The sequence below is a fragment of the Chromohalobacter moromii genome, assembly GCF_023091865.1.
Taxonomy (GTDB): Bacteria; Pseudomonadota; Gammaproteobacteria; order Pseudomonadales; family Halomonadaceae; genus Chromohalobacter; species Chromohalobacter moromii.
The window spans coordinates 1-24,059 of record NZ_JAHXDI010000005.1 but is presented as its reverse complement, the minus strand read 5'-3'; the positions used below and the strand labels follow the sequence as shown (position 1 = coordinate 24,059).

At 58.7% G+C, this 24,059-nt stretch carries 24 protein-coding genes and 4 tRNA genes; all 28 read right to left on the bottom strand.

Annotated features, from left to right (window positions below):
• The 28 genes from rpmC to KZO83_RS15690 all read right to left on the bottom strand — a co-directional run bounded on the left by rpmC (window position 1) and on the right by KZO83_RS15690 (window position 23,900).
• Window positions 1–192, bottom strand: a complete 192-nt coding sequence (rpmC, locus tag KZO83_RS15825; protein ID WP_011505737.1) for a 50S ribosomal protein L29 — start codon at window positions 190–192, stop codon at window positions 1–3.
• Window positions 192–605: a 50S ribosomal protein L16 gene (rplP, locus tag KZO83_RS15820; RefSeq protein ID WP_011505736.1), complete on the bottom strand. Its 414-nt coding sequence runs from the start codon at window positions 603–605 to the stop codon at window positions 192–194. The genes rpmC and rplP overlap by 1 nt, the downstream gene beginning before the upstream one ends.
• A 15-nt stretch (window positions 606–620) precedes the next feature.
• Entirely contained in the window at window positions 621–1,319 is a 699-nt protein-coding gene (rpsC, locus tag KZO83_RS15815; protein WP_178999553.1) for a 30S ribosomal protein S3, read from the bottom strand.
• A gap of 11 nt (window positions 1,320–1,330) precedes the next feature.
• A complete protein-coding gene (rplV, locus tag KZO83_RS15810; RefSeq protein WP_040239413.1) occupies window positions 1,331–1,663 on the bottom strand; it encodes a 50S ribosomal protein L22 in 333 nt (110 codons plus the stop codon).
• 18 nt (window positions 1,664–1,681) lie between these two features.
• Window positions 1,682–1,957, bottom strand: coding sequence for a 30S ribosomal protein S19 (gene rpsS, locus KZO83_RS15805; RefSeq protein WP_011505733.1), 276 nt, complete (start codon window positions 1,955–1,957; stop codon window positions 1,682–1,684).
• A 34-nt stretch (window positions 1,958–1,991) separates the two neighbouring features.
• Window positions 1,992–2,822 (bottom strand): 50S ribosomal protein L2, encoded by an 831-nt coding sequence (rplB, locus tag KZO83_RS15800; RefSeq protein ID WP_075369414.1) that lies wholly within the window; start codon window positions 2,820–2,822, stop codon window positions 1,992–1,994.
• A gap of 16 nt (window positions 2,823–2,838) precedes the next feature.
• Complete coding sequence (gene rplW, locus KZO83_RS15795; protein ID WP_040239417.1) at window positions 2,839–3,135, bottom strand: 50S ribosomal protein L23; 297 nt, start codon at window positions 3,133–3,135, stop codon at window positions 2,839–2,841.
• Window positions 3,132–3,740 carry a 50S ribosomal protein L4 gene (rplD, locus tag KZO83_RS15790; protein ID WP_040239419.1) on the bottom strand — a complete coding sequence of 203 codons (609 nt, stop codon included), beginning with the start codon at window positions 3,738–3,740 and terminating at the stop codon, window positions 3,132–3,134. Before rplD ends, rplW begins: the two co-directional genes overlap by 4 nt.
• Window positions 3,741–3,754: 14 nt before the next feature.
• The gene (rplC, locus tag KZO83_RS15785; protein ID WP_247621432.1) at window positions 3,755–4,393 is read right to left on the bottom strand and encodes a 50S ribosomal protein L3; all 639 of its coding nucleotides are present in this window, start codon (window positions 4,391–4,393) and stop codon (window positions 3,755–3,757) included.
• Window positions 4,394–4,523: 130 nt separating this feature from the next.
• A complete protein-coding gene (gene rpsJ / locus KZO83_RS15780; protein ID WP_040239425.1) occupies window positions 4,524–4,835 on the bottom strand; it encodes a 30S ribosomal protein S10 in 312 nt (103 codons plus the stop codon).
• A gap of 152 nt (window positions 4,836–4,987) precedes the next feature.
• Window positions 4,988–6,181 (bottom strand): elongation factor Tu, encoded by a 1,194-nt coding sequence (gene tuf, locus KZO83_RS15775; protein ID WP_040239426.1) that lies wholly within the window; start codon window positions 6,179–6,181, stop codon window positions 4,988–4,990.
• Window positions 6,182–6,210: 29 nt separating this feature from the next.
• Window positions 6,211–8,331: an elongation factor G gene (gene fusA, locus KZO83_RS15770; RefSeq protein ID WP_040239429.1), complete on the bottom strand. Its 2,121-nt coding sequence runs from the start codon at window positions 8,329–8,331 to the stop codon at window positions 6,211–6,213.
• An 18-nt stretch (window positions 8,332–8,349) separates the two neighbouring features.
• On the bottom strand, window positions 8,350–8,820 hold the full coding sequence (rpsG, locus tag KZO83_RS15765; protein ID WP_040239431.1) for a 30S ribosomal protein S7: 471 nt from the start codon (window positions 8,818–8,820) through the stop codon (window positions 8,350–8,352).
• Window positions 8,821–8,930: 110 nt separating this feature from the next.
• A complete protein-coding gene (rpsL, locus tag KZO83_RS15760) occupies window positions 8,931–9,305 on the bottom strand; it encodes a 30S ribosomal protein S12 (RefSeq protein ID WP_040239433.1) in 375 nt (124 codons plus the stop codon).
• Between the two features lie 148 nt (window positions 9,306–9,453).
• Window positions 9,454–13,671 carry a DNA-directed RNA polymerase subunit beta' gene (rpoC, locus tag KZO83_RS15755; RefSeq protein ID WP_178999555.1) on the bottom strand — a complete coding sequence of 1,406 codons (4,218 nt, stop codon included), beginning with the start codon at window positions 13,669–13,671 and terminating at the stop codon, window positions 9,454–9,456.
• 79 nt (window positions 13,672–13,750) lie between these two features.
• On the bottom strand, window positions 13,751–17,827 hold the full coding sequence (gene rpoB / locus KZO83_RS15750) for a DNA-directed RNA polymerase subunit beta (RefSeq protein WP_178999556.1): 4,077 nt from the start codon (window positions 17,825–17,827) through the stop codon (window positions 13,751–13,753).
• A gap of 227 nt (window positions 17,828–18,054) precedes the next feature.
• The gene (rplL, locus tag KZO83_RS15745) at window positions 18,055–18,426 is read right to left on the bottom strand and encodes a 50S ribosomal protein L7/L12 (protein ID WP_178999557.1); all 372 of its coding nucleotides are present in this window, start codon (window positions 18,424–18,426) and stop codon (window positions 18,055–18,057) included.
• A gap of 83 nt (window positions 18,427–18,509) precedes the next feature.
• Window positions 18,510–19,013 (bottom strand): 50S ribosomal protein L10, encoded by a 504-nt coding sequence (rplJ, locus tag KZO83_RS15740; protein WP_178999558.1) that lies wholly within the window; start codon window positions 19,011–19,013, stop codon window positions 18,510–18,512.
• A gap of 261 nt (window positions 19,014–19,274) precedes the next feature.
• A complete protein-coding gene (gene rplA, locus KZO83_RS15735; protein WP_040239443.1) occupies window positions 19,275–19,967 on the bottom strand; it encodes a 50S ribosomal protein L1 in 693 nt (230 codons plus the stop codon).
• 2 nt (window positions 19,968–19,969) lie between these two features.
• On the bottom strand, window positions 19,970–20,401 hold the full coding sequence (rplK, locus tag KZO83_RS15730) for a 50S ribosomal protein L11 (protein ID WP_040239445.1): 432 nt from the start codon (window positions 20,399–20,401) through the stop codon (window positions 19,970–19,972).
• A gap of 103 nt (window positions 20,402–20,504) precedes the next feature.
• Window positions 20,505–21,038, bottom strand: a complete 534-nt coding sequence (gene nusG / locus KZO83_RS15725; RefSeq protein ID WP_040239448.1) for a transcription termination/antitermination protein NusG — start codon at window positions 21,036–21,038, stop codon at window positions 20,505–20,507.
• 8 nt (window positions 21,039–21,046) lie between these two features.
• Complete coding sequence (secE, locus tag KZO83_RS15720; RefSeq protein WP_178999559.1) at window positions 21,047–21,415, bottom strand: preprotein translocase subunit SecE; 369 nt, start codon at window positions 21,413–21,415, stop codon at window positions 21,047–21,049.
• A gap of 72 nt (window positions 21,416–21,487) precedes the next feature.
• Window positions 21,488–21,563, bottom strand: a tRNA-Trp gene (locus KZO83_RS15715).
• A 125-nt stretch (window positions 21,564–21,688) separates the two neighbouring features.
• Window positions 21,689–21,763: transfer RNA gene (locus KZO83_RS15710), tRNA-Thr, on the bottom strand.
• A gap of 6 nt (window positions 21,764–21,769) precedes the next feature.
• Window positions 21,770–21,843, bottom strand: a tRNA-Gly gene (locus tag KZO83_RS15705).
• Window positions 21,844–21,893: 50 nt separating this feature from the next.
• Window positions 21,894–21,977, bottom strand: a tRNA-Tyr gene (locus KZO83_RS15700).
• Window positions 21,978–22,083: 106 nt separating this feature from the next.
• Window positions 22,084–22,923, bottom strand: coding sequence for a type III pantothenate kinase (locus KZO83_RS15695; RefSeq protein WP_178999560.1), 840 nt, complete (start codon window positions 22,921–22,923; stop codon window positions 22,084–22,086).
• The gene (locus tag KZO83_RS15690; RefSeq protein ID WP_247621431.1) at window positions 22,920–23,900 is read right to left on the bottom strand and encodes a biotin--[acetyl-CoA-carboxylase] ligase; all 981 of its coding nucleotides are present in this window, start codon (window positions 23,898–23,900) and stop codon (window positions 22,920–22,922) included. Before KZO83_RS15690 ends, KZO83_RS15695 begins: the two co-directional genes overlap by 4 nt.
• Window positions 23,901–24,059 lie beyond the last annotated feature (159 nt).

Below are 24,059 nucleotides of genomic sequence, written 5' to 3'. Positions count from 1 at the left end.
TCAGTCACCTGCCTTCTCATTGAGCACAGTCTTAACGCGAGCGATATCGCGACGCACCTGCTTGAGCAGATGGGTCTGGCTCAGCTGGCCGGTGGCCTTCTGCATGCGCAGGTTGAACTGCTCCCGGAGGAGCTCGAGCAGCTGCTGCTGAAGCGCTTCGACTGATTTTTCACGAATTTCCTGGGCTTTCATCACATCACCGTCCGTTTCACAAAGGTGGTGGAGACCGGGAACTTCTGGGCGGCCAGGTCAAAAGCCTCACGCGCCAGCTCCTCGGATACGCCTTCGATCTCGTAGAGCACCTTGCCGGGCTGGATTTGGGCGACCCAATATTCAACGGAGCCCTTACCCTTACCCATACGGACTTCCAGCGGCTTCTCGGTAATCGGCTTATCCGGGAAGACGCGGATCCAGATCTTGCCGCCACGCTTGACGTGACGCGTAATGGCACGACGGCCGGCTTCGATCTGGCGAGCGGTGATACGTCCGCGACCGGTGGCTTTCAGGCCGTACTCGCCGAAGCTCACCTTGCTTCCGCGATGCGCGAGACCGCGGTTACGGCCCTTCTGCACCTTGCGAAATTTCGTACGCTTGGGTTGTAACATCGATCCACTCTCCCCTTACTTGGAACCTTTCTTCTTGGGCCCCGGTGCCTGAGCTTGTTTCTGCTTGGCACGCACTTCCTCGATACCGCCGAGGATCTCACCCTTGAAGACCCACACTTTGACGCCGATAACGCCGTAAGTGGTGTGCGCTTCGTAAGTGGCGTAATCGATGTCTGCGCGCAGCGTGTGCAGCGGCACGCGACCTTCGCGATACCATTCGGTACGCGCGATTTCCGCACCACCAAGACGCCCTGACAGCTGGATCTTGATGCCACCGGCGCCTAGGCGCATGGCGTTCTGTACGGCGCGCTTCATGGCACGACGGAACATCACGCGGCGCTCGAGCTGGCCGCACACATTCTGTGCGACGAGCTGGGCGTCGAGTTCCGGCTTGCGGATTTCCTCGATGTTGACGTGAACGGGCACGCCCATCATCTCAGAGACATCGCGACGCAGGCGATCGACATCCTCGCCCTTCTTGCCAATCACGATGCCCGGACGAGCAGTGTGAATGGTGATGCGTGCGTTATTTGCTGGACGCTCAATGGTGATGTCGCTCACGGAGGCGTTCTTCAAACGCTGCTCCAGGAAACGACGCACTTCGAGGTCATTATTCAGCTTATCGGCATAAGCACCACGCTCGGCGTACCAGACGGAGCGGTGGTCCTTGACGATACCTAGCCGAATACCTGTCGGATTTACTTTCTGACCCATCTGGTCGACTCCTACTTCTCGGCTACCTTGACGGTGATGTGGCAAGTGCGCTTCAAAATGCGATCCGCACGGCCCTTGGCGCGAGGCTGGATGCGCTTAAGCGTCATGCCCTCATCGACGCAGATGGTCGAGACACGCAGCTCGTCGATGTCCATGCCATTGTTTTCTTCCGCATTCGCGATGGCGGACTGAAGCACTTTCTTGACGATCTTCGCCGCTTTCTTCGGCGAATACGTCAATGTATCCAGTGCTTCGGCGACCGGCTTACCGCGCACCAGGTCAGCCACCAAACGGGCCTTCTGGGCGGATAAACGAGCGCCACGCAGCTTTGCAGTGACTTCCATCTCTCTAACCTCTCTGGCTTACCGTTTGGCTTTCTTGTCCGCCGCATGGCCGCGGTAGGTGCGGGTGGCAGCGAATTCGCCCAGCTTGTGGCCAACCATTTCCTCGGAGACATGCACCGGGACGTGTTGGCGACCGTTATGGACTGCAATGGTGAGCCCGACCATGTTGGGCAGGATCATGGAGCGACGCGACCAAGTCTTGATCGGTTTGCGATCGCTCTTCTCCACTGCAGTCTCAACCTTCTTCAACAGATGAAGGTCAATAAAGGGACCTTTCTTCAGTGAACGTGGCACAGCCGTTACCTCTTAATGTCTTGGCGTTAGATGCTTACTTCCGGGCCTTGCGGCGACGGACGATCAGCTTGTCGGTGCGCTTGTTCTTGCGGGTCTTATGGCCCTTGGTGGGGATACCCCACGGGCTGACCGGGTGACGGCCACCGCTGGAGCGGCCTTCACCACCACCATGCGGATGGTCGACCGGGTTCATCGCGACACCGCGAACCGTCGGGCGCACACCTCTCCAGCGCTTTGCACCGGCCTTGCCAAGTTGACGGAGGCTGTGCTCGGAATTGCCCACTTCACCCAGGGTCGCACGACATTCCGCCAGAATCTTGCGCATCTCGCCGGAACGTAGACGCACGGTGGCGTAGTTGCCTTCACGTGCTACCAACTGGGCGCTGGCACCGGCACTCCGCGCGATCTGAGCACCTTTACCGGGCTTCATCTCGATGCAGTGCACGGTAGACCCTACCGGAATGTTACGCAGCGGGAGCGCGTTACCACGCTTGATCGCTGCATTGACGCCGGACTCCAAGCGGTCGCCCGCTTTCACGCCACGCGGAGCGATAATGTAGCGACGCTCGCCGTCCAGGTACTTGAGCAACGCAATATTGGCGCTGCGATTAGGATCGTATTCAAGACGCTCAACGACAGCGGCAACGCCATCCTTGGCACGTTTGAAATCGATCACACGATAGTGCTGACGGTGCCCACCCCCGACATGACGGGTAGTGATACGACCGTTATTGTTACGACCGCCGCTCTTGGATTTCTTTTCCAACAGGCCGGCATAAGGGCGGCCCTTGTAGAGCTCGTCGTTGACGACTTTGATGACGTGACGACGACCGGCGGACGTGGGTTTGGTCTTAACAACTGCCATGATCCGTACTCCTGCCTTACTCGGCGCCAGAGAAGTCTTCGAGAGTCTCGCCGGCCGCCAGTGTGACGTATGCCTTGCGATATCCCTTGCGCAGACCAACACCGTGCTGCGTGCGCTTGGTCTTACCCTTGACGTTCAAGACCTGCACACCGGCGACCTTCTTCTCGAAGAGCGCTTCGACGGCTTTCTTGATCTCGGGCTTGGTCGCGTCCTGGGCCACCTTGAACACGTACTGGTTGTTTTCGGCGGCGAATGCGGCCTTCTCGGTCATATGAGGCCCGAGCAGAACCTTGAATACGCGTTCCTGGTTCATCCCAGCTTCTCCTCGAATTTACGCAGAGCGGAAACGGTGACCAGCACCTTGTCAAAGGCAACCAGGCTCACCGGATCGGCAGCCGCGACATCCACCACATCGACGTAGGGGATGTTACGTGCGGCGAGAAACAGCTTTTCGTCGATATCTTCGGTGACGATCAGCGCCTTCTCGAGATCCAGGTCCTTCAGCTTGGCAATCAGCTGCTTGGTCTTGGGGGCATCCACCGCAATGCTGTCAACGACGACCAGACGTTCCTGACGCACCAGCTCGGAGAGAATCGAGCGCATGGCTGCGCGGTACATCTTGCGGTTGACTTTCTGGGTGTAGTCTTGCGGGCGTGCTGCAAAGGTCACGCCACCGCTACGCCACAGTGGCGAGCGGATCGTGCCGGCACGCGCACGGCCGGTTCCTTTTTGACGCCACGGCTTCTTTCCGCCACCACGTACTTCGGCGCGAGTCTTCTGTGCACGAGTCCCCTGGCGACCGGCTGCGAAGTATGCAGTCACGACCTGGTGGACCAGCGACTCATTAAACTCTTTACCGAAGGTAGCGTCGGACACTTCGACAGTGCCGGCTTCGGCACCTGCGAGATTCAAATTCATCGGTCTCATACCCCTCAGCGAGCTTTAACGGCACTGCGTACGATGACTTCGCAGTCGGTCGCACCCGGCACGGCGCCTTTGACCAGCAGCAAATTACGCTCGGCATCGACGCGCACGATTTCCAGGCTCTGGACGGTCACACGCTCATTGCCCAGCTGACCGGCCATCTTCTTGCCCTTGAAGACGCGACCCGGCGTCTGGCACATACCGATGGAGCCCGGTGCACGGTGCGCAAGCGAGTTGCCGTGACCATTGTCTTGGGTGCGGAAGTTCCAGCGCTTGACGGCGCCCTGGAAGCCCTTGCCTTTAGAGGTACCAGTCACATCGACTTTCTGACCGGCTTCAAAGAGGGATACGGTGATATTGCCGCCCACTTCAGGAGCGTCTTCGCCTTCTGCCAGACGAAACTCCATCAATGAACGACCGGCCTCGACACCTGACTTGGCGTACTGCCCTGCGGCAGCCTTGGTCAGATGCTTGGCCTTGCGGGATCCCGAAGTCACTTGAATCGCGCTATAGCCGTCGCTTTCGACAGTCTTGACGCGAGTCACGCGATTCGGCTCGACCTCGATAACGGTTACGGGCACGGAGGCGCCATTTTCGGTAAAGATGCGGGTCATACCGCTCTTCTTACCGACCAAACCGATAGTCATGTTCAGTCTCCTTTAGTGTACGGGGCTATCACCCGCTATGGCTGCCCTTTCCAGAGCATTCCACTAGCACATTGTGTGACGCCGTCTCGGCGTGGCGACCTTGTGTAAAAGCCGCTAGTGACTAGTGTGGTCAGTCGAGCTTGATTTGCACATCCACGCCAGCGGCGAGGTCGAGCTTCATCAGCGCGTCTACGGTTTTTTCCGTGGGTTCGACAATGTCGAGCACACGCTTGTGAGTGCGAATCTCGTACTGATCGCGCGCGTCCTTGTTGACGTGCGGTGAGACCAATACGGTATAGCGCTCGCGATTAGTCGGTAGTGGGATCGGACCACGGACCTGAGCACCCGTACGCTTCGCGGTATCCACGATTTCTTGCGCGGACTGGTCAATCAGGCGATGGTCAAAGGCCTTCAACCGAATGCGAATCTTTTGGTTCTGCATTAGCCTTAAACTCCAATGGATGTCGACGGCGCGAGCCGTCTACCCACGCATTCAAAGGATGCGCATTATAGGCAGGCTGACAGTGACTGTCAAACATGCACAGAAAGGGGGCTCCCAAAGGAGCCCCCTTCGATCATCGAAGGGCGGAACCCTTACTTGACGATCTTGGCGACAACACCGGCGCCCACGGTACGTCCACCTTCGCGAACCGCGAAGCGCAGGCCGTCTTCCATGGCGATCGGCGCGATCAGCGTCACAGTCATCTGGACGTTGTCGCCCGGCATGACCATTTCGACACCTTCCGGCAGCTCACAAGTACCGGTCACGTCAGTGGTCCGGAAGTAGAACTGCGGACGATAGCCCTTGAAGAACGGCGTATGACGACCGCCTTCTTCCTTGGACAGCACATAGACTTCGGCTTCGAAGACAGTGTGCGGCGTGATGGTGCCCGGCTTGGCCAGTACCTGGCCACGCTCGACGTCGTCACGCTTGGTGCCACGCAGCAGCGCACCGATGTTCTCGCCGGCACGACCTTCGTCGAGCAGCTTGCGGAACATCTCGACACCCGTAACGGTCGTCTTGGCGGTATCCTTGAGACCCACGATCTCGACTTCTTCGCCAGACTTGACGACGCCGCGTTCGACACGACCGGTCACAACGGTACCGCGACCGGAGATGGAGAACACGTCTTCGATCGGCATCAGGAACGGCTGATCGATGGCACGTTCCGGCTCCGGGATGTAGGCATCCAGAGCCTTGATCAGGTTGGCAACGGCAGTCGTACCCATGCCGTTATCATCCTTGCCTTCCAGCGCCATCAGAGCGGAGCCGGTGATGATCGGGCAGTCGTCGCCCGGGAAGTCGTACTCGTTGAGGAGCTCACGAACTTCCATTTCGACCAGCTCGAGCAGCTCTTCGTCGTCGACCATGTCGGCCTTGTTCAGGAACACGACGATGTTCGGAACGCCAACCTGGCGAGACAGCAGGATGTGCTCGCGCGTCTGCGGCATGGGGCCGTCCGCGGCAGAACAGACCAGGATAGCGCCGTCCATCTGAGCGGCACCAGTGATCATGTTCTTGACGTAGTCGGCGTGCCCGGGGCAGTCGACGTGAGCGTAGTGGCGCTCTTCGGACTGGTATTCGACGTGAGCAGTCGCGATGGTGATACCGCGCTCACGCTCTTCCGGCGCGTTGTCGATCGTATCGAATTCGCGCCAGTCGCCGCCGAAAACCTCCGCGGAAACGCGAGTCAGTGCCGCAGTCAGCGTGGTCTTGCCATGGTCGACGTGACCGATGGTACCAACGTTGATATGCGATTTGTTACGTTCAAATTTTTCCTTAGCCACTGCTATAACCTCTTTACGTTAGCTAACGGTTAACCATTCTGGTTGATGACGGCTTCAACGACGCTGGAGGGCGCCTCTTCGTAATCCGCAAACTCCATAGTGTAGCTTGCGCGGCCCTGGGTCTGAGAACGCAAATCGGTCGCGTAACCGAACATCTCAGCCAGCGGCACCGTGGCGCGGATAATCTTGCCTGACGGCGAGTCATCCATGCCCTGAACGAGGCCACGGCGGCGGTTAATGTCGCCCATAACATCCCCCATGAACTCTTCGGGAGTCACGACCTCAACCTTCATCACCGGCTCCAGCAGCACGGCCTTGGCCTTCGGCGCGCCTTCCTTGATCGCCATGGAAGAGGCAACCTTGAACGCAGTCTCGTTCGAGTCCACGTCATGGTAGGAACCATCGAACAGCGTGACCTTGACGTCAATCATCGGGTAACCCGCGATGACCCCGTTCTGTAGCTGCTCATAGGCCCCTTTCTCGACGGCCGGTACGTATTCCTTGGGAACCACACCACCGACGATTTCGGAGGCGAACTTGAAGTTCATGTCTTCGTCTTCGCCTTTGTCTTCGGCCGTCAGCGGTTCGATGCGCAGCAGCACGTGACCGTACTGACCACGACCGCCCGACTGACGAACGAACTTGCCTTCCTGCTCGACACTGGCGCGAATCGTTTCACGGTAGGCGACCTGCGGCTTACCGATATTGGCGTCGACTTTGAATTCGCGACGCAGTCGATCGACGATGATGTCGAGGTGAAGCTCGCCCATGCCAGAAATGATCGTCTGACCGGTTTCCTCGTCCGTCTTGACGCGGAAAGAAGGATCTTCCTGAGCCAGTTTACCCAGCGCGGTCCCCATCTTCTCCTGGTCGGGCTTGGATTTCGGCTCCACGGCAACCGAGATCACCGGATCCGGAAATTCCATGCGCTCAAGAATGATCTTGTCATGCAGATCGCAGAGAGTATCACCGGTAGTGACATCCTTGAGGCCGATGCACGCGGCGATATCGCCCGCGTAAACTTCCTTGATCTCCTCGCGTGAGTTGGAGTGCATCTGGACGATACGGCCCACGCGCTCCTTCTTGCTCTTCACGGAATTGAAGATGCTATCACCGGACTTGAGCACACCCGAGTAGACGCGGATGAAGGTCAGCGTACCGACGAAGGGGTCAGTCGCGATCTTGAAAGCCAGCGCGGCGAAGGGGGCTTTATCGTCAGCTTCACGCGTGGCGATAGTGCCATCCTTATCGTCAAGCTCACCTTCAATGGCCTTGACTTCGGTCGGCGACGGCATGTATTCGATCACGCCATCGAGCACCGCCTGGACACCCTTGTTCTTGAACGCGCTACCGCACGTCACCAGAACGATTTCGTTATCCAAGGTACGGCGACGCAAGCCAGCCTTGATGTCCGCCTCAGAGAGAGAGCCCTCTTCGAGGTACTTGTCCATCAACTCTTCGGACGCTTCGGCGGCGGCTTCGACCATCGCCTCGCGATACTCATCGGCGGTTTCCTTGAGCTCATCTGGAATATCGACCAGCTCATAGTTCATGCCGTGGTTGGCTTCGTCCCAGAGAATGCCTTTCATCTGGATCAGGTCGATAACCCCTTTGAAGTTATCTTCCGCGCCCCAGTTGATCTGGATCGGAACGGTATTGGCCCCCAGCTTCTGCTTGAGCTGGTTGAGTACCATGAAGTAATCGGCCCCGGCACGGTCCATCTTGTTGACGAACACCATACGCGGAACTTCATACTTATTGGCTTGGCGCCAAACCGTTTCGGTTTGCGGCTGCACACCGGAAGAGCCACACAGTACAACGACGGCACCGTCGAGGACACGCAAGGAACGCTCGACTTCGATCGTGAAGTCAACGTGCCCCGGTGTATCGATGATATTGATACGATGCTCATCGAACTGCTTGCTCATCCCCTGCCAGAAACAGGTGGTCGCAGCAGAGGTGATTGTGATACCACGCTCCTGCTCCTGCTCCATCCAGTCCATGGTGGCGGCACCATCATGAACCTCGCCGACCTTGTGCGACAGGCCGGTATAGAACAGGACACGCTCGGTAGTGGTAGTCTTCCCGGCGTCGACGTGAGCCACGATACCGATATTACGGTAGCGATTAAGCGGAGTCTTGCGTGCCACGATGGAATACCCCGTTGGTTAGAAGCGGTAGTGAGAGAAGGCCTTGTTGGCATCTGCCATGCGATGCACGTCTTCACGCTTCTTCACAGCAGCACCCTTGCCTTCGGCGGCGTCCAGCATTTCGCCAGCGAGGCGCTGCACCATGGTCTTCTCACCACGACTGCGCGCCGCATCCACCAGCCAACGCATGGCCAGGGCCTGGCGGCGAGAAGGACGGACTTCCACGGGCACCTGATAGGTCGCACCGCCAACGCGGCGAGACTTGACCTCAACCATCGGCTGGATCGTTTCCAGCGCCTTGTCGAAGATTTCCAGCGGCTCATCCTTGCTACGTTCGGCAACCCTGTCCAGCGCACCATAGACGATGCGCTCAGCTACAGACTTCTTGCCGCTGATCATCAGGTGGTTCATGAACTTGGCCAGACGCTCACTTCCGAATTTCGGATCCGGGAGGATTTCGCGTTTGGCGATAACTCTTCTTCTAGGCATGATAAGCCCTCGTTTCGAAGGGTCCTTCAGGTAAACTCGAGACGACGCATCGCGCGCTCGACCTTACTCTTATCTGACCGACAACAGTTGAAGTTCTGATCGCGCTGCGATCAGGACTTGGGACGTTTGGTACCGTACTTGGAACGGCCCTGACGGCGGTTCTGAACACCAGAAGTATCCAGCGCGCCGCGAACGGTGTGATAACGCACACCCGGCAAGTCCTTTACACGACCGCCGCGAATCAGGACCACGGAGTGTTCCTGCAGGTTGTGACCTTCACCGCCGATATAGGAAGCGACTTCGTAGCCATTCGTCAGGCGCACACGGCAGACCTTACGCAGCGCCGAGTTCGGCTTCTTCGGGGTGGTGGTGTATACACGGGTGCAAACCCCGCGCTTTTGCGGGCAAGACTGCAGCGCCGGCACGTCGCTCTTGGCGGCCGGGCGCTTGCGCGGCTTGCGCACGAGCTGATTGATCGTTGCCATATCTGTAGCTGACTCCAATGGTTGCCAAACCTTTCAACATTGGGACAGGACGTACCCACCCCACTGTTAAAGGCTGCGCATTCTAATGTCTGGCGACGAGCCACGTCAAGTCCGCCACCCAGTAGGCACCGGACTTGACGGCATACGTCTAGAGATCTTCGTCGTCGGCGTCCAGCGCAGTGAGCTGCGCGCCCAACTCCTGTTCGACGTCGGAGGCCGATGGGTTGAGGATCTGTTCATCACCCTCACGCTTGCGACGCCGCTCGGCGTGATGCGCCAAACCAGTCCCGGCCGGCACCAGACGACCCACCACAACGTTCTCCTTGAGGCCGCGCAGGTAGTCACGCTTGCCGGACACCGCCGCCTCGGTCAATACGCGGGTGGTTTCCTGGAACGATGCCGCCGAGATGAACGACTCGGTAGCCAGGCTCGCCTTGGTGATACCCAGCAGCAGACGCTCGCATTTCGCCGGGAATTTACCTTCCTGGGCCAGGCGTGCGTTTTCCTCGAGGACGCGAACGTATTCCGCCTGATCACCGGTAATGAAGGAAGAATCTCCGGCATCGGTGATTTCTACCTTGCGCAGCATCTGACGCACGATCACCTCGATGTGCTTGTCATCGATGACCACGCCCTGCAGACGATAGACGTCCTGGATCTCGACCGTGATGTACTTGGCCAATTCCGCGATCCCGAGCAAGCGCAGAATATCGTGGGGATTGCTGGGGCCATCAGAAATGACCTCGCCTTTCTCCACTGTCTCGCCTTCGAACACACCGATCTGACGCCATTTGGGGATCAGCATCTCGACCGGTTCACCTTCTTCAGGCGTGACCGTCAGACGACGCTTACCCTTGGTTTCCTTGCCAAAGCTGATGGTCCCGGTGACCTCAGCCAGAATCGCTGGCTCCTTGGGCTTGCGCGCCTCGAACAAGTCGGCGACACGCGGCAGACCCCCAGTGATGTCCTTGTTACCGGACGCTTCGACCGGGATACGCGCGATAACCTCACCAACGCCGACCTGGTCGCCGTTTTCGCCTGCGATAATAGCCTTGCCGGGCAGCATGTACTGCACAGGGGTATTCGAGCCCGGCAGCGTGACATGCTCACCATTGTCGTCGAGCAGCATGATCATCGGGCGCTTTTCACGACCGGAGGTTGGACGCGCAGCCGTTTCGATCACCTCGATGTTCGACAGGCCGGTCATCTCGTCCACGCTGCGGTGGATGGTGATGCCTTCTTCCATGTCGCTGAACTGGGCCCTGCCTTCGACCTCGGCCACAACCGGGTGAGTGTGCGGGTCCCACTTGGCGACCGGCGTCCCACCTTCGACCATGTCACCGTCGCGTACCGAAAGCTCGGCACCATACGGCAACTTATAGTACTCGCGTTCGCGACCATGCTCGTCGGCGACGGCCAGAGCACTCGAGCGTGAAACGACGATGAGCTTGCCGTCATTGCGCTCGACGTGCTTGATGTTATGCAGGCGCACCGTACCGCCGTGCTTAACCTGAACGCTATCGACGGCCGAGGCACGCGATGCGGCCCCCCCAATGTGGAAGGTACGCATGGTGAGCTGGGTACCCGGCTCACCGATCGACTGTGCCGCAATGACCCCAACGGCCTCGCCGATGTTGACCTGATGGCCACGCGCCAAGTCACGGCCGTAGCATGCTGAGCACACACCATGTTGCGTTTCGCAGGTGATGGCGCTGCGCACGATGATCTCGTCCACGCCCATGGTATCGAGCTCGGCGCACCAGGCCTCATCCAACAACGTGCCGCGCGGGATCAGGACATCCTCGGTCTGCGGATCGATGACGTCCTGAGCCACGACACGACCCAGCACACGCTGTGCCAACGAGACGATGACGTCACCGCCCTCGATCACCGGATGTAGCGTCAGGCCTTCATACGTGCCGCAATCCTCTTCGGTCACCACCAAGTCCTGAGACACGTCCACCAAACGCCGCGTCAGGTAACCGGAGTTGGCGGTCTTGAGTGCCGTATCCGCCAGACCCTTACGCGCGCCGTGCGTCGAGATGAAGTACTGCAGGACGTTCAGACCTTCACGGAAGTTGGCGGTGATCGGCGTCTCGATGATCGAGCCATCCGGCTTTGCCATCAGCCCGCGCATGCCAGCCAGCTGGCGGATCTGTGCGGCACTACCACGCGCCCCGGAGTCGGCCATGATGAAGACGCTATTGAACGAGTCCTGCTCGACTTCCTCGCCATGACGGTCGGTGATGGTCTCCTTCGAGATCCCCGCCATCATAGCTTTGGCGACCTTATCGTTGGCCTTGGACCAGATATCGATGACCTTGTTGTACTTCTCGCCCGCAGTCACCAGACCGGAGGAGAACTGGTCCTCGATTTCCTTGACCTCTTCCTCGGCCCCGTCGACGATTTCTTTCTTCGAGTCGGGGATAACGAAGTCGTTGACGCCGATCGACGCGCCCGACCACGTCGCCAGACGGAAGCCGGTGTACATCAGCTGGTCGGCGAAGATGACCGTATCTTTGAGGCCAGCACGACGATAGACGGCATTGATCAAGCCGGAAATCGCCTTCTTCTTCATCGGCTGATCGACCAGCTCGTAGGGCATCCCTTTGGGCAAGATGCGGAACAACAAGGCACGCCCCACGGTCGTATCGCGCAGCGAGGTCTTGCCGTTCAGTTCACCGCTTTCGTCGTCCCGTTCGTATTCGGTGAGACGCACCTTGACGCGCGCATGCATCGACACGCTCTCGGTCCCGAACGCACGCTCGACTTCGTCGAGGTTGGAGAAAACCATGCCTTCGCCCTTGGCATTGACCTTCTCGCGAGTCATGTAATAAAGCCCCAGCACGACGTCCTGAGACGGCACGATGATGGGCTCGCCGTTGGCTGGCGACAGCACATTGTTAGTGGCCATCATCAGCGTCCGCGCCTCAAGCTGTGCTTCTAGCGTCAGCGGGACGTGTACGGCCATCTGGTCGCCGTCGAAGTCGGCATTATACGCCGCGCAAACCAGCGGATGCAGTTGAATCGCCTTGCCTTCGATCAACAACGGCTCGAAGGCTTGGATACCCAAGCGGTGCAGGGTCGGCGCGCGGTTGAGCATCACCGGATGCTCGCGGATGACATCGGCAAGGATGTCCCACACTTCCGGCAGCTCGCGCTCGACCATCTTCTTGGCGGCTTTGATGGTGGACGCTTGGCCGCTCGCCTGTAGCTTGGAATAGATGAATGGCTTGAACAGCTCAAGCGCCATCTTCTTGGGCAAACCACATTGGTGCAGACGCAGCGTCGGGCCCACGGTGATCACCGAGCGGCCGGAGTAGTCGACGCGCTTACCCAGCAGGTTCTGGCGGAAGCGCCCCTGCTTGCCCTTGATCATGTCGGCCAGCGACTTCAACGGACGCTTGTTGGAGCCGGTAATGGCACGGCCGCGACGGCCGTTGTCGAGCAGCGCATCGACCGATTCCTGCAGCATGCGCTTCTCGTTGCGCACGATGATGTCCGGCGCATTGAGATCGAGCAGCCGCTTCAAGCGGTTGTTGCGGTTGATCACGCGGCGATACAGATCGTTGAGATCCGAGGTCGCGAAGCGGCCACCGTCCAGCGGCACCAGCGGGCGCAGATCCGGCGGAAGCACCGGCAGCACTTCCATGATCATCCACGCCGGGTCGTTGCCAGACTTGTAGAAAGCTTCCAGCAGCTTCAAGCGCTTGGAGAGCTTCTTGATCTTAGTTTCGGAATTGGTCTGCGGAACTTCTTCGCGCAGGCGCTCGATCTCTTCTTCGAGATCGACATCGTTGAGCAACGCCTGTACGGCTTCGGCACCCATACGGGCATCGAAGTCGTCACCGAATTCTTCCAGCGCCTCGAAGTACTGCTCATCATTGAGCAGCTGGCCGCGCTCCAGCGTGGTCATGCCCGGATCGATGACCATGAAGCTCTCGAAATAGAGCACACGCTCGATATCGCGTAGGGTCATGTCCAGGAACAAGCCAATGCGTGACGGCAGCGACTTGAGGAACCAGATGTGCGCTACCGGCGCAGCCAGTTCGATATGTCCCATACGCTCGCGGCGCACGGCGGCCTTAGTGACCTCGACGCCGCACTTTTCGCAAATGATGCCACGATGCTTCATGCGCTTGTACTTACCGCACAAGCACTCATAATCCTTCACCGGACCGAAGATCTTGGCGCAGAACAGGCCATCACGCTCAGGCTTGAACGTACGGTAGTTGATGGTCTCAGGCTTTTTGACCTCGCCGTAGGACCAGGAGCGGATCAAGTCCGGCGACGCGAGCGTAATCTTGATCGCATCGAATTCTTCGGACTGTGCCTGCGATTTGAGGACTTTCACCAAATCTTTCATGGGGTCGGCTCCGTAGCGGAGTTGTCATGAGCGGGGCCTATCAAGGCCCCGCGGACCGTCATTCGTCAGCGTGAAACGCTCAGCCTTCCAGCTCGATATCAATACCCAGCGAGCGGATTTCCTTCACCAATACGTTGAAGGATTCCGGCATGCCTGCCTGCATCGAGTGGTCGCCGTCGACGATGTTCTTGTACATCTTGGTGCGGCCTTCCACGTCGTCGGACTTGACGGTCAGCATTTCCTGCAAGGTATAGGCCGCGCCATAGGCTTCCAGCGCCCAGACCTCCATCTCACCGAAGCGTTGTCCGCCGAACTGCGCCTTACCACCCAGCGGTTGCTGAGTCACCAGCGAGTACGAGCCGGTGGAACGGGCGTGCATCTTGTCGTCGACCAGATGGTTGAGCTTGAGCATGTACATGTAGCCCACCGTCACGGAGCGATCGAAGGTTTCGCCCGTACGCCCATCGTAGAGCGTCATCTGACCGGAATCCGGCAGGTTGCCCAGGCTCAGGAGATGCTTGATCTCGTGCTCCTTGGCACCATCGAAGACCGGCGTCGACACCGGCACGCCGTTGCGCAGATTCTTCGCCAGGGTGATGATCTCGTCATCGCTGAGCGAGTCGATATCCTCCTGGCGCGTCTCGGCGGTGTTGTACACCTGCCCCAAGAAGTCACGAATCTCCGCCACCTGCTGTTGACGCGCCTCGCGCAGCATCTCGTCGATTCTCACCCCGAGCCCCCAGGCGGCCATGCCCAGGTGCGTCTCGAGGATCTGCCCGACGTTCATGCGTGAGGGCACACCCAGCGGGTTGAGCACCACATCGACCGGCTCGCCATTGTCGTCGAACGGCATGTCCTCGACGGGCATGATCGACGAAATGACACCCTTGTTACCGTGGCGACCGGCCATCTTGTCGCCCGACTGAATGCGACGCTTCACGGCCAGGTAGACCTTGACGATCTTGAGCACGCCCGGCGCCAGATCATCGCCTTGAGTCAACTTACGCTTCTTATCTTCGAAACGCTCGTCCATCTCTTTGCGACGTTTTTCCAGCTGCTCATCGGCCTGGGCCAAGAGCTCGTTGAGTGCCTCATCCTGCATGCGCAGCTTGAACCACTGGCTGCGCGGCAGCTCATCGAGGTAGGCTTCATCAAGGACGTCACCCTTCTTGAGCTTGGGACCGCCATTGACGGGCTGACCGAGCAATGTGCGCTTGAGGCGCTCGAAGGTGGCCTCTTCGGCGATGCGGTAGGTTTCCTGAAGATCCTTGCGCACCTCATCGAGCTGGCTTTGCTCGATGGATAGGGCGCGCGAGTCCTTCTCGACACCATCGCGAGTGAAGACCTGCACATCGATGATCGTGCCCTTCATACCCGTCGGCGCACGCAGCGAGGTGTCCTTCACGTCAGACGCCTTCTCGCCGAAGATCGCGCGTAGCAGTTTCTCTTCCGGCGTCAGCTGGGTTTCGCCCTTGGGCGTGACCTTGCCGACCAGGATATCGCCGGGGCCGACTTCGGCACCGATGTAGACGATACCTGCTTCGTCGAGCTTGCCAAGTGCTGCTTCACCGACGTTGGGAATGTCCGAGGAAATTTCCTCGGCACCCAGCTTGGTGTCGCGAGACACACAGGTAAGTTCCTGAATGTGAATGCTGGTGAAACGGTCTTCCTCGACTACGCGCTCCGAGATAAGGATGGAATCCTCGAAGTTGTAGCCGTTCCACGGCATGAAGGCCATGCGCATGTTCTGGCCCAGTGCCAGATCCCCCATGTCGACGGAAGGCCCGTCGGCCAGGATATCGCCGCTTGCCACGGTGTCACCCGGGCGCACGATCGGGCGCTGGTTCATGCAGGTATTTTGGTTGGAACGCAGGTACTTGGTGAGATTGTAGATATCGACACCCGCTTCACCGCCGATGATCTCATCTTCGTTGATGCGTACCACGATGCGCTTGGCATCGACCGAATCGATCACCCCACCGCGCCGTGCGACTGCGCAAACGCCAGAGTCACGAGCAACGAAACGCTCCATACCCGTACCAACCAGCGGCTTCTCGGCACGCAGGGTCGGAACGGCCTGACGCTGCATGTTCGAGCCCATCAGGGCACGGTTGGCGTCATCGTGCTCGAGGAACGGAATCAACGCCGCGGCCACGGACACTACCTGACGCGGCGACACGTCCATCAACGTGACCTTATCCGGCGCCATGAAGGTCGTCTCGCCTCTATGGCGTACCTGAACCAAGTCATCGACTAGCTTGCCGTCCTCGTCCACCGTCGCCGACGCCTGGGCAATGATGAAGTCACCTTCCTCGATAGCCGACAGATGCACGACCTCGTCGGTCACCTGACGATCATTCACCTTGCGATACGGCGTTTCCAGGAAGCCGTAGCTGTTGGTGTGACTGTAGGTCGCCAGCGAGTTGATCAGGCCGATGTTGGGACCTTCCGGCGTTTCGATCGGGCACAGGCGCCCGTAGTGCGTGGCGTGAACGTCGCGCACTTCGAAACCGGCACGCTCACGCGTCAGGCCACCCGGCCCCAGCGCGGACACGCGACGCTTGTGCGTGACCTCGGAGAGCGGGTTGTTCTGATCCATGAACTGGGAAAGCTGCGAGGAGCCAAAGAACTCTTTCACTGCAGCCGCCACCGGCTTGGCATTGATCAGGTCCTGCGGCATCAAGCCTTCGCTCTCCGCCATGGAGAGGCGTTCCTTGACCGCACGCTCGACGCGCACCAAACCGACGCGGAACTGATTTTCCGCCATCTCACCGACACACCGAATGCGGCGGTTGCCGAGGTGGTCGATATCATCGACGTCACCAAAGCCGTTACGGATATTGATCAGCTCGCGGAGAACATCGAGGATGTCCTGATTGTCGAGAATTCCGGAGCCGGTATCCCCTTCGCGACGCAGACGACGGTTGAACTTCATGCGACCGACGCCCGACAGGTCGTAGCGGTCCTCGGTGAAGAACAAATTGTGGAACAGCGTCTCGGCCGCTTCTTTTGTCGGCGGCTCCCCGGGACGCATCATGCGATAGATCTCGACCAACGCCTCAAGCTGAGAGCGCGTGGTGTCGATCTTCAACGTATCGGAGACGAACGAGCCCGCGTCGAGATCGTTGGTGTACAACGTCTCGAGCGTGGTGATGCCCGCTTGACCGAGCGTTTCAAGCAGCTCGGGGGTGATTTCCGTATTGCATTCGCACACCAGCTCGCCGGTATTCGGATCGACCTGATCCTTGGCTAGCGTCTTGCCGAATAGATATTCCATCGGCACATCGAGACGCTCGAGGCCGGCTTTTTCCATTTGGCGAATATGCTTCTGGGTAATACGACGACCTTCCTCGACGATGAGGTTACCCTCGCCGTCCTGGATATCGAAGGTCGCCGTCTCGCCACGCAGGCGTGACGGTACCAGCTCGACGCTGAACCCTTTCTTCTCGACATGGAAGGTGCTGGTGTCGAAGAACGTCTCGAGAATCTCCTCGGCACTCATGCCCAGCGCGCGCAACAATACCGTGGCCGGCAGCTTGCGGCGACGGTCGATACGGACGTAGACGTTGTCCTTGGGATCGAACTCGAAATCCAGCCATGAGCCGCGATATGGGATGATTCGCGCGGAGTACAACAGCTTGCCGGACGTGTGACTCTTGCCCTTGTCGTGGTCGAAGAATACACCCGGCGAGCGATGGAGCTGGGAGACGATGACGCGTTCGGTACCATTGACAACGAAGGTACCGTTTTCCGTCATCAGGGGGATTTCCCCCATGTAGACTTCCTGCTCTTTAATGTCCTTGATCGCCTTGTTGGACGAGTCCTTATCGTAGATGATCAAGCGCACCTTGACCCGCAGCGGCGCCGAATAGGTCACGCCACGCAGCTGGCATTCCTTGACGTCGAAAGCCGACGTGCCAAAGCGGTAGCTGACATACTCGAGAGCGGCATTGCCGGAAAAGCTCTCGATAGGGAACACGGACTTGAAAGCAGCATGCAAGCCGACGTCGAGGCGTTCTTCGATCGCCCGGTCCTGCTGGAGGAAGTCATAGTAGGAATCAAGCTGAATGGCCAGCAGGTAGGGCACATCCATCACTTGTGGCAGTTTGCCGAAATCCTTGCGGATGCGTTTTTTCTCAGTGTATGAGTAAGCCATCTGTATTCCCCAGCTTGTTCACCTTGGGTGACCGGTGCGTGGTCGGCGCCGCCTGAAGGGATCTCCCGTCAGGCGCTGACGGCAAGCCCTTACGAGAGCTCGCCGTCGGAATTCGTCTAGTCAGACACGTGACATTCTGGCTAGCAGCAACAGAAAAAGGCCGGCAGCGGGAAAGCCCGCCGCCAGCCATGAAGCTTACGCAGCGCGTAAAGCCATGGTCACCGGAGTTACTTGAGTTCCACGGATGCGCCAGCTTCTTCCAACTTGGTCTTGGCTTCTTCGCCATCTTCCTTGGACATGCCTTCTTTGAGGGTTGCCGGGGCGCCGTCGACGGCTGCCTTGGCTTCCTTGAGGCCCAGACCAGTGATTTCACGAACCACCTTGATGACGTTGACCTTCTTATCACCAGCGCTGGCCAGCACCAGGTCGAATTCGGTCTGTTCTTCAGCTTCTTCAGCTTCGCCACCACCCGGACCAGCCACAACAGCGGCGGCCGCAGAAACACCGAACTTCTCTTCCATCGCGGAAACCAACTCAGCCACTTCCATGACGGACATTTCGGCGACGGCGTTGATGATATCTTCTTGAGTCAGTGCCATTATCAAATTCCTAACTTTGCGGGAGCCTCATATTATGAGGGCTCGTTGATACAGGATTCGTGCCAGTGCGGTTCAGCCTGCCCTTAGGCCGCTTCTTCCTGCTTCTGGTCACGCAACGCAGCGAGTGTACGAGCCAGCTTGCCAGCCGATGCTTCCTTCATGACGGACATCAGCTTGGCGATGGCTTCATCACGTGTCGGTAGCGTCGCCAGACGGTCGAGACCGGAAGCCGGGATGAACTCGCCTTCGTATGCCAGCGCCTTGATCTCGAAATCTTTCTCATTCTTGGCGAATTCCTTGAACAGACGAGCGGCAGCGCCCGGATGCTCATAGGAAAAGGCCAACATGGTCGGACCCGAGAACGTCTCGTTCAGGCACTCCCAAGGAGTACCTTCGAGGGCGCGGCGTGCTAGGGTGTTGCGCACAACACGCACTTGCACACCATTCTCGCGGGCCTGCTTGCGCAGTTCGGTCATGGCGCTTACGGCCACACCGCGAGAATCGGCAACGACGACGGAGAGCGCATCTTGTGCGGCTTCACTGACCTCGGCAACGATCGCTTTCTTGCCTTCGAGTGCTAATGGCACAGTGATCACTCCTTCGTACCGGACGCCTTTTAGGGCGTTCCAGTGGTTACCATCTCCCCCACCTTCGCTTATCACGAGAGGGGGCCGGGGTGATGGTGCTCACCAGAAATCTGGCGGCCACACCATCTGCGCAGGCGGTTTTTAAGTCCATTAAGCCATGTTTCTCGAGAAGGCATGGCACCTGCGGTCTTTGACGGTGCCCCGCCGCCACGTCTAGACGCTGTGTACGGGGACCGCAAAGTTACTGCCTTTTCCCGCGGCTCACACGAACGGCGTATGGTCCACGGTCAGCCCTGGTCCCATGGTAGTGGACAGGGTAATTTTCTTGAAGTAGATGCCCTTGGACGTACTCGGCTTGAGACGCTTGAGGTCACCGATCAATGCATCGAGGTTGCCCTTGATAGCACTGGCGTCGAAATCCACCTTACCGATGGCGGCATGAATGATGCCGTTCTTGTCGGTACGGAAGCGCACCTGGCCTGCCTTCGCGTTCTTCACGGCAGTAGCGACGTCCGGCGTTACGGTACCGACCTTGGGGTTGGGCATCAGGCCACGCGGACCGAGGATCTGGCCCAACTGCCCCACGACACGCATGGCGTCCGGTGCGGCAACCACCACATCGAAGTCCATATTGCCTTTCTTGACGTCTGCCGCCAGTTCGTCCATCCCCACGACATCGGCACCGGCTTCTTTCGCGGCATCGGCAGCAGCGCCTTGCGCAAAGACAGCGACGCGCGCCGTTTTGCCCGTACCGTTAGGCATGACAGTAGCGCCACGCACAACTTGGTCGGACTTGCGAGGGTCAACGCCGAGATTGATTGATACTTCGACGGACTCCTTGAACTTGACCGCGGATACTTCGGACAACAGGGCAACCGCTTCTTCCAGGTTATATACCTTGGATTTGTCGACCTTTTCGTTGAGCATCTGCACGCGCTTGGTAAGCTTGGCCATGATCAGAGACCCTCCACGTTGAGGCCCATGCTACGGGCACTGCCTGCGATGGTGCGGACAGCCGCATCAAGGTCGGAAGCCGTCAAATCGGGCTCCTTGGTCTTGGCAATCTCTTCCAGCTGCTCGCGCGTCACGGTACCGACCTTGGTCTTGTTCGGCACACCAGAGCCAGACTTGATTCCCGCCGCTTTCTTCAACAACACTGCTGCGGGCGGCGTCTTGGTGATGAACGTGAAGCTGCGATCAGAGTAGACCGTAATCACGACCGGCGTCGGGAGGCCCGGCTCGATATCCTGAGTTTCTGCGTTAAACGTCTTGCAGAACTCCATGATATTGACGCCGTGCTGACCCAGTGCGGGGCCCACGGGGGGACTCGGATTTGCCTTACCCGCTGCAACTTGCAGCTTGATATAGGCCTGTACTTTTTTCGCCATATTGGACTCCAGTTGGGTGCTAACGCCTTGCGGCTCCCCGTTTCAATGAGACCCTGAGGCCTCTACGACACGCACCGGCTCATACCGAGCCGGCGTCTTGAATTCAGTCTTTTTCGACCTGAGCGAACTCGAGCTCGACAGGCGTCGAGCGCCCGAATATCAGCACGCTGACATGCAAGCGACTCTTCTCGTAGTTGACCTCTTCCACCACGCCGTTGAAGTCGGCAAAAGGCCCATCAACGACACGCACGGTTTCGCCCGGATCGAAGAGCGTCTTGGGACGTGGCTTGTCCGTACCGTCCTGCACGCGCCGCAGGATGCCATCGGCTTCTTTTTGCGTAATGGGGGCCGGCTTTTCCGGCGTGCCGCCGATGAACCCCATGACACGCGGCGTCTCGTTCACCAAGTGCCAGGTGGCGTCGGTCATTTCCATCTCGACCAGCACATAGCCGGGATAAAACTTGCGCTCACTCTTGCGGCGCTTGCCGTCACGCATCTCGACGACTTCTTCGGTCGGCACCAGAATTTCGCCAAACTGGTCTTCCATGCCATACATCTTGACGCGCTCATGAAGAGAGCGCATCACATGCTTTTCGAAACCGGAGTAGGCGTGGACGACGTACCAACGCTTGGACATGAAAACTCCTAACCTATGATGCCGGACATGGCCCAGCCGAGAAGCGTATCGATCAGCCATAATAGAATGCCGACCAACACTACGGCCACCAAGACAATCGCAGTGGTCTGAATCGTCTCGGGGCGCGTCGGCCACACTACGCGCTGAATTTCCTTACGCGACCCGCGCGCCAACTCAGTCAGCGCACGCCCTTTGGTCGTGGTCAAGGCTACCGCCGCAGCGGCGACACCCAGCACCACGACGCCTAGAACGCGATACAGCAGCGCCTGATCGGCAAAATAAGCATTGCCTGCCACCGCCAGAACGACAAGAACGACGGCGACCGCCCATCTGGCGAAATCGAAACGCGACCCTTGCACCTCGGCGCTTTGTTTCATGGAAAAGGAACTCCTAAAGGCGCGACAAGCGTGACAAGAAAGAATAAAGGAAGAACCAGCACTGAGGAAGGCTGGCAGGCCAGGAGGGAATCGAACCCCCAACCTGCGGTTTTGGAGACCGCTGCTCTGCCAATTGAGCTACTGGCCTATACTCTGCAACCTGACGCTTTACTGGTAGGCTTTTGCCATAGCGCGCGCCATGTTAGCTAACTACAACCAGGAAGGCAACCCAATTGTATCGCACCAGGACGAGAAGCGTGTCTCGCCCAATACTGGAGCTCATGGACGGATTTGAACCGTCGACCTCACCCTTACCAAGGGTGTGCTCTACCCCTGAGCTACATGAGCTTAACTTGGAGCGGGCAGCGGGGATCGAACCCGCATCATCAGCTTGGAAGGCTGAGGTTCTACCATTGAACTATGCCCGCCTACCCACTCGTCGCTTGCGCCCTAAAGGCTGACGGCCAAGCATTTAATCTGGTGGAGGGGGAAGGATTCGAACCTTCGAAGCTTTCGCGGCAGATTTACAGTCTGCTCCCTTTGGCCACTCGGGAACCCCTCCAACGTGGCGACGAATTCTACGGATTTTGAGAAGTGTGTCAAGCACTTAATTTACAATGCTTTTTCTCTATCCATGAGCCCGTCGACCCGAAACGCGCAGCATTGTGTCAAAGCAGCATTGAGAATGCAAGACCGGCCCGGACTTTTTCCAGGGGAGGGACGGGGGGAGGCAGCGGCGCTCCGGCCAATCGCCCAGCGCGCTCCGCCGCCGTCAACGGGTAACATGTTTCAAGTCCGGCATAGACCATGTCCGGCCATACTGCGTGTGGAATACGCAGTCCGCGTGACACTACTCGAGCATCTCCTCCGGTCAAGAGTAGTGGTAGTGCAACGCCCTCTCGATCGCACACTTCGCTATAGATACGATTAACGGCGCTCACCGCCGACATATAGATACCGTGATTGACCGCCTCGACCGTGTTGCGCCCTGGCGCCAGCAACTCATCTGCTTCACTGTCAGGGTCAATGGCCACATTACGCGTCCCCAGCTTGAGGCTTTCCTTCATCAAGCGTAGACCTGGGATGATATATCCCCCCAAGTGGCGACCACCCGGCAGCACAAAATCCATGGTAATCGCACTGCCACAATCGACACTGCAACAGCCTCCAGTCAGCTGATAGCCGGCAAGCACTCCCATCCATCGATCGACGCCAAGACGCCCAGGCTCATCATAGCCACAGCTGACACCAAGCGCTTCGGGAGTAGAGCGCGCCACGTGAACCACTCCAACCTGGCGCCGTAGCAAGGTCACGGTGTCGCGCAATACGGATTCTCGCGCAACGCTCGAGATACGCACAGCCTCGACGACATCGAGATCTGGTATGTCGGCACCAGGCCGCCATTCCTCCCGTGTCCAGACGGCCCCACGAGAGCGAATTTCGCTGCTCGCGACATCCTTCAGGCGCCATTTCGACAAGGTATTGCCGATATCGAGATCCAAAATCATGAGAGTGCGCGCAAGCTGATTTCACCGCCGGCCAACAGCCGGGCCTCCCCGTCCACTTTGACTTGCAAGTTCCCGGTGGCATCCACGCCCTCGGCAACAGCTGTATAAGTGTGTCCACCCTGAACGACATCCACTTCGAGCCCTGCATAGGCATTGCGACGATTCCACGCATCACGCCACGGCTCGAAACCATGTTGCTCGAAACGAGGCAACATTCCCAGCAAGGCTTCAACCAGCGATGCGGACAATTCATTGCGCGTGATATCGGACCTCACGTCATTTAGGGCAGCAACGGGTTGGTCAACGCTATCTCTCGCGGCGTCAGGCAAGGCGACATTGAGCCCAATGCCGATGACGACCTCGCAAGGGCCGGCGACATCGCCGCTCACCTCCAGAAGTATGCCGGCCAACTTCGCCGTGCCATCATCCCGGCGCAACAACAAATCATTGGGCCATTTAAGCGCCACAGGTACGGAGAGGCGCTCCAACACTTCGGCCAGTACCACGCCCACAGCCAGGCTCAAGCCTTCCAACGCCGACGCGCCTTCATCGAAACGCCATCCTAGCGAGAACAACAGACCACTCCCCCAGGGGCATACCCAATGACGGCCACGCCGCCCACGCCCGGCTTCCTGACTCTCCGCTAGGCACACCTCAGCATGCCCAGCGCCTTGCTGGAAGCGCTCGCGCAAAAAAGTGTTGGTCGAAGGCAGAGCATCTTCTACGAAAAGGCGGGTCAAATGATGACGTGGCTCCGCGGGCAGGCGCTCGATGATAGCCGGCCCGGACAGCAGGTCCAACGGTGCGGCCAAACGATATCCTTGGCCTTTCACCGCCTCCAACTGCAACCCCATGCTCTCTAGCTTCTTGAGTTGCTTCCAGACCGCCGTGCGTGAAACGCCCAGCTGCTCGCCCAATTGTTCGCCAGAGTGGTACTCACCGTCGCTCAGCAAACGGATCAGATCACCAATCGTCATTCCGATCATCCCCGTCGGGAAAAATGCCATTCTATCGAAATGCACTCCGTCGGGGGAGCATAGCCGACCAAAGCGCAACAAATTACTCTGTCAGGCATCAATCTAGCCGTAGCGTGCACTGCTATTTTTTTCATCCCCCCAAACGACAAAACCCCCGCC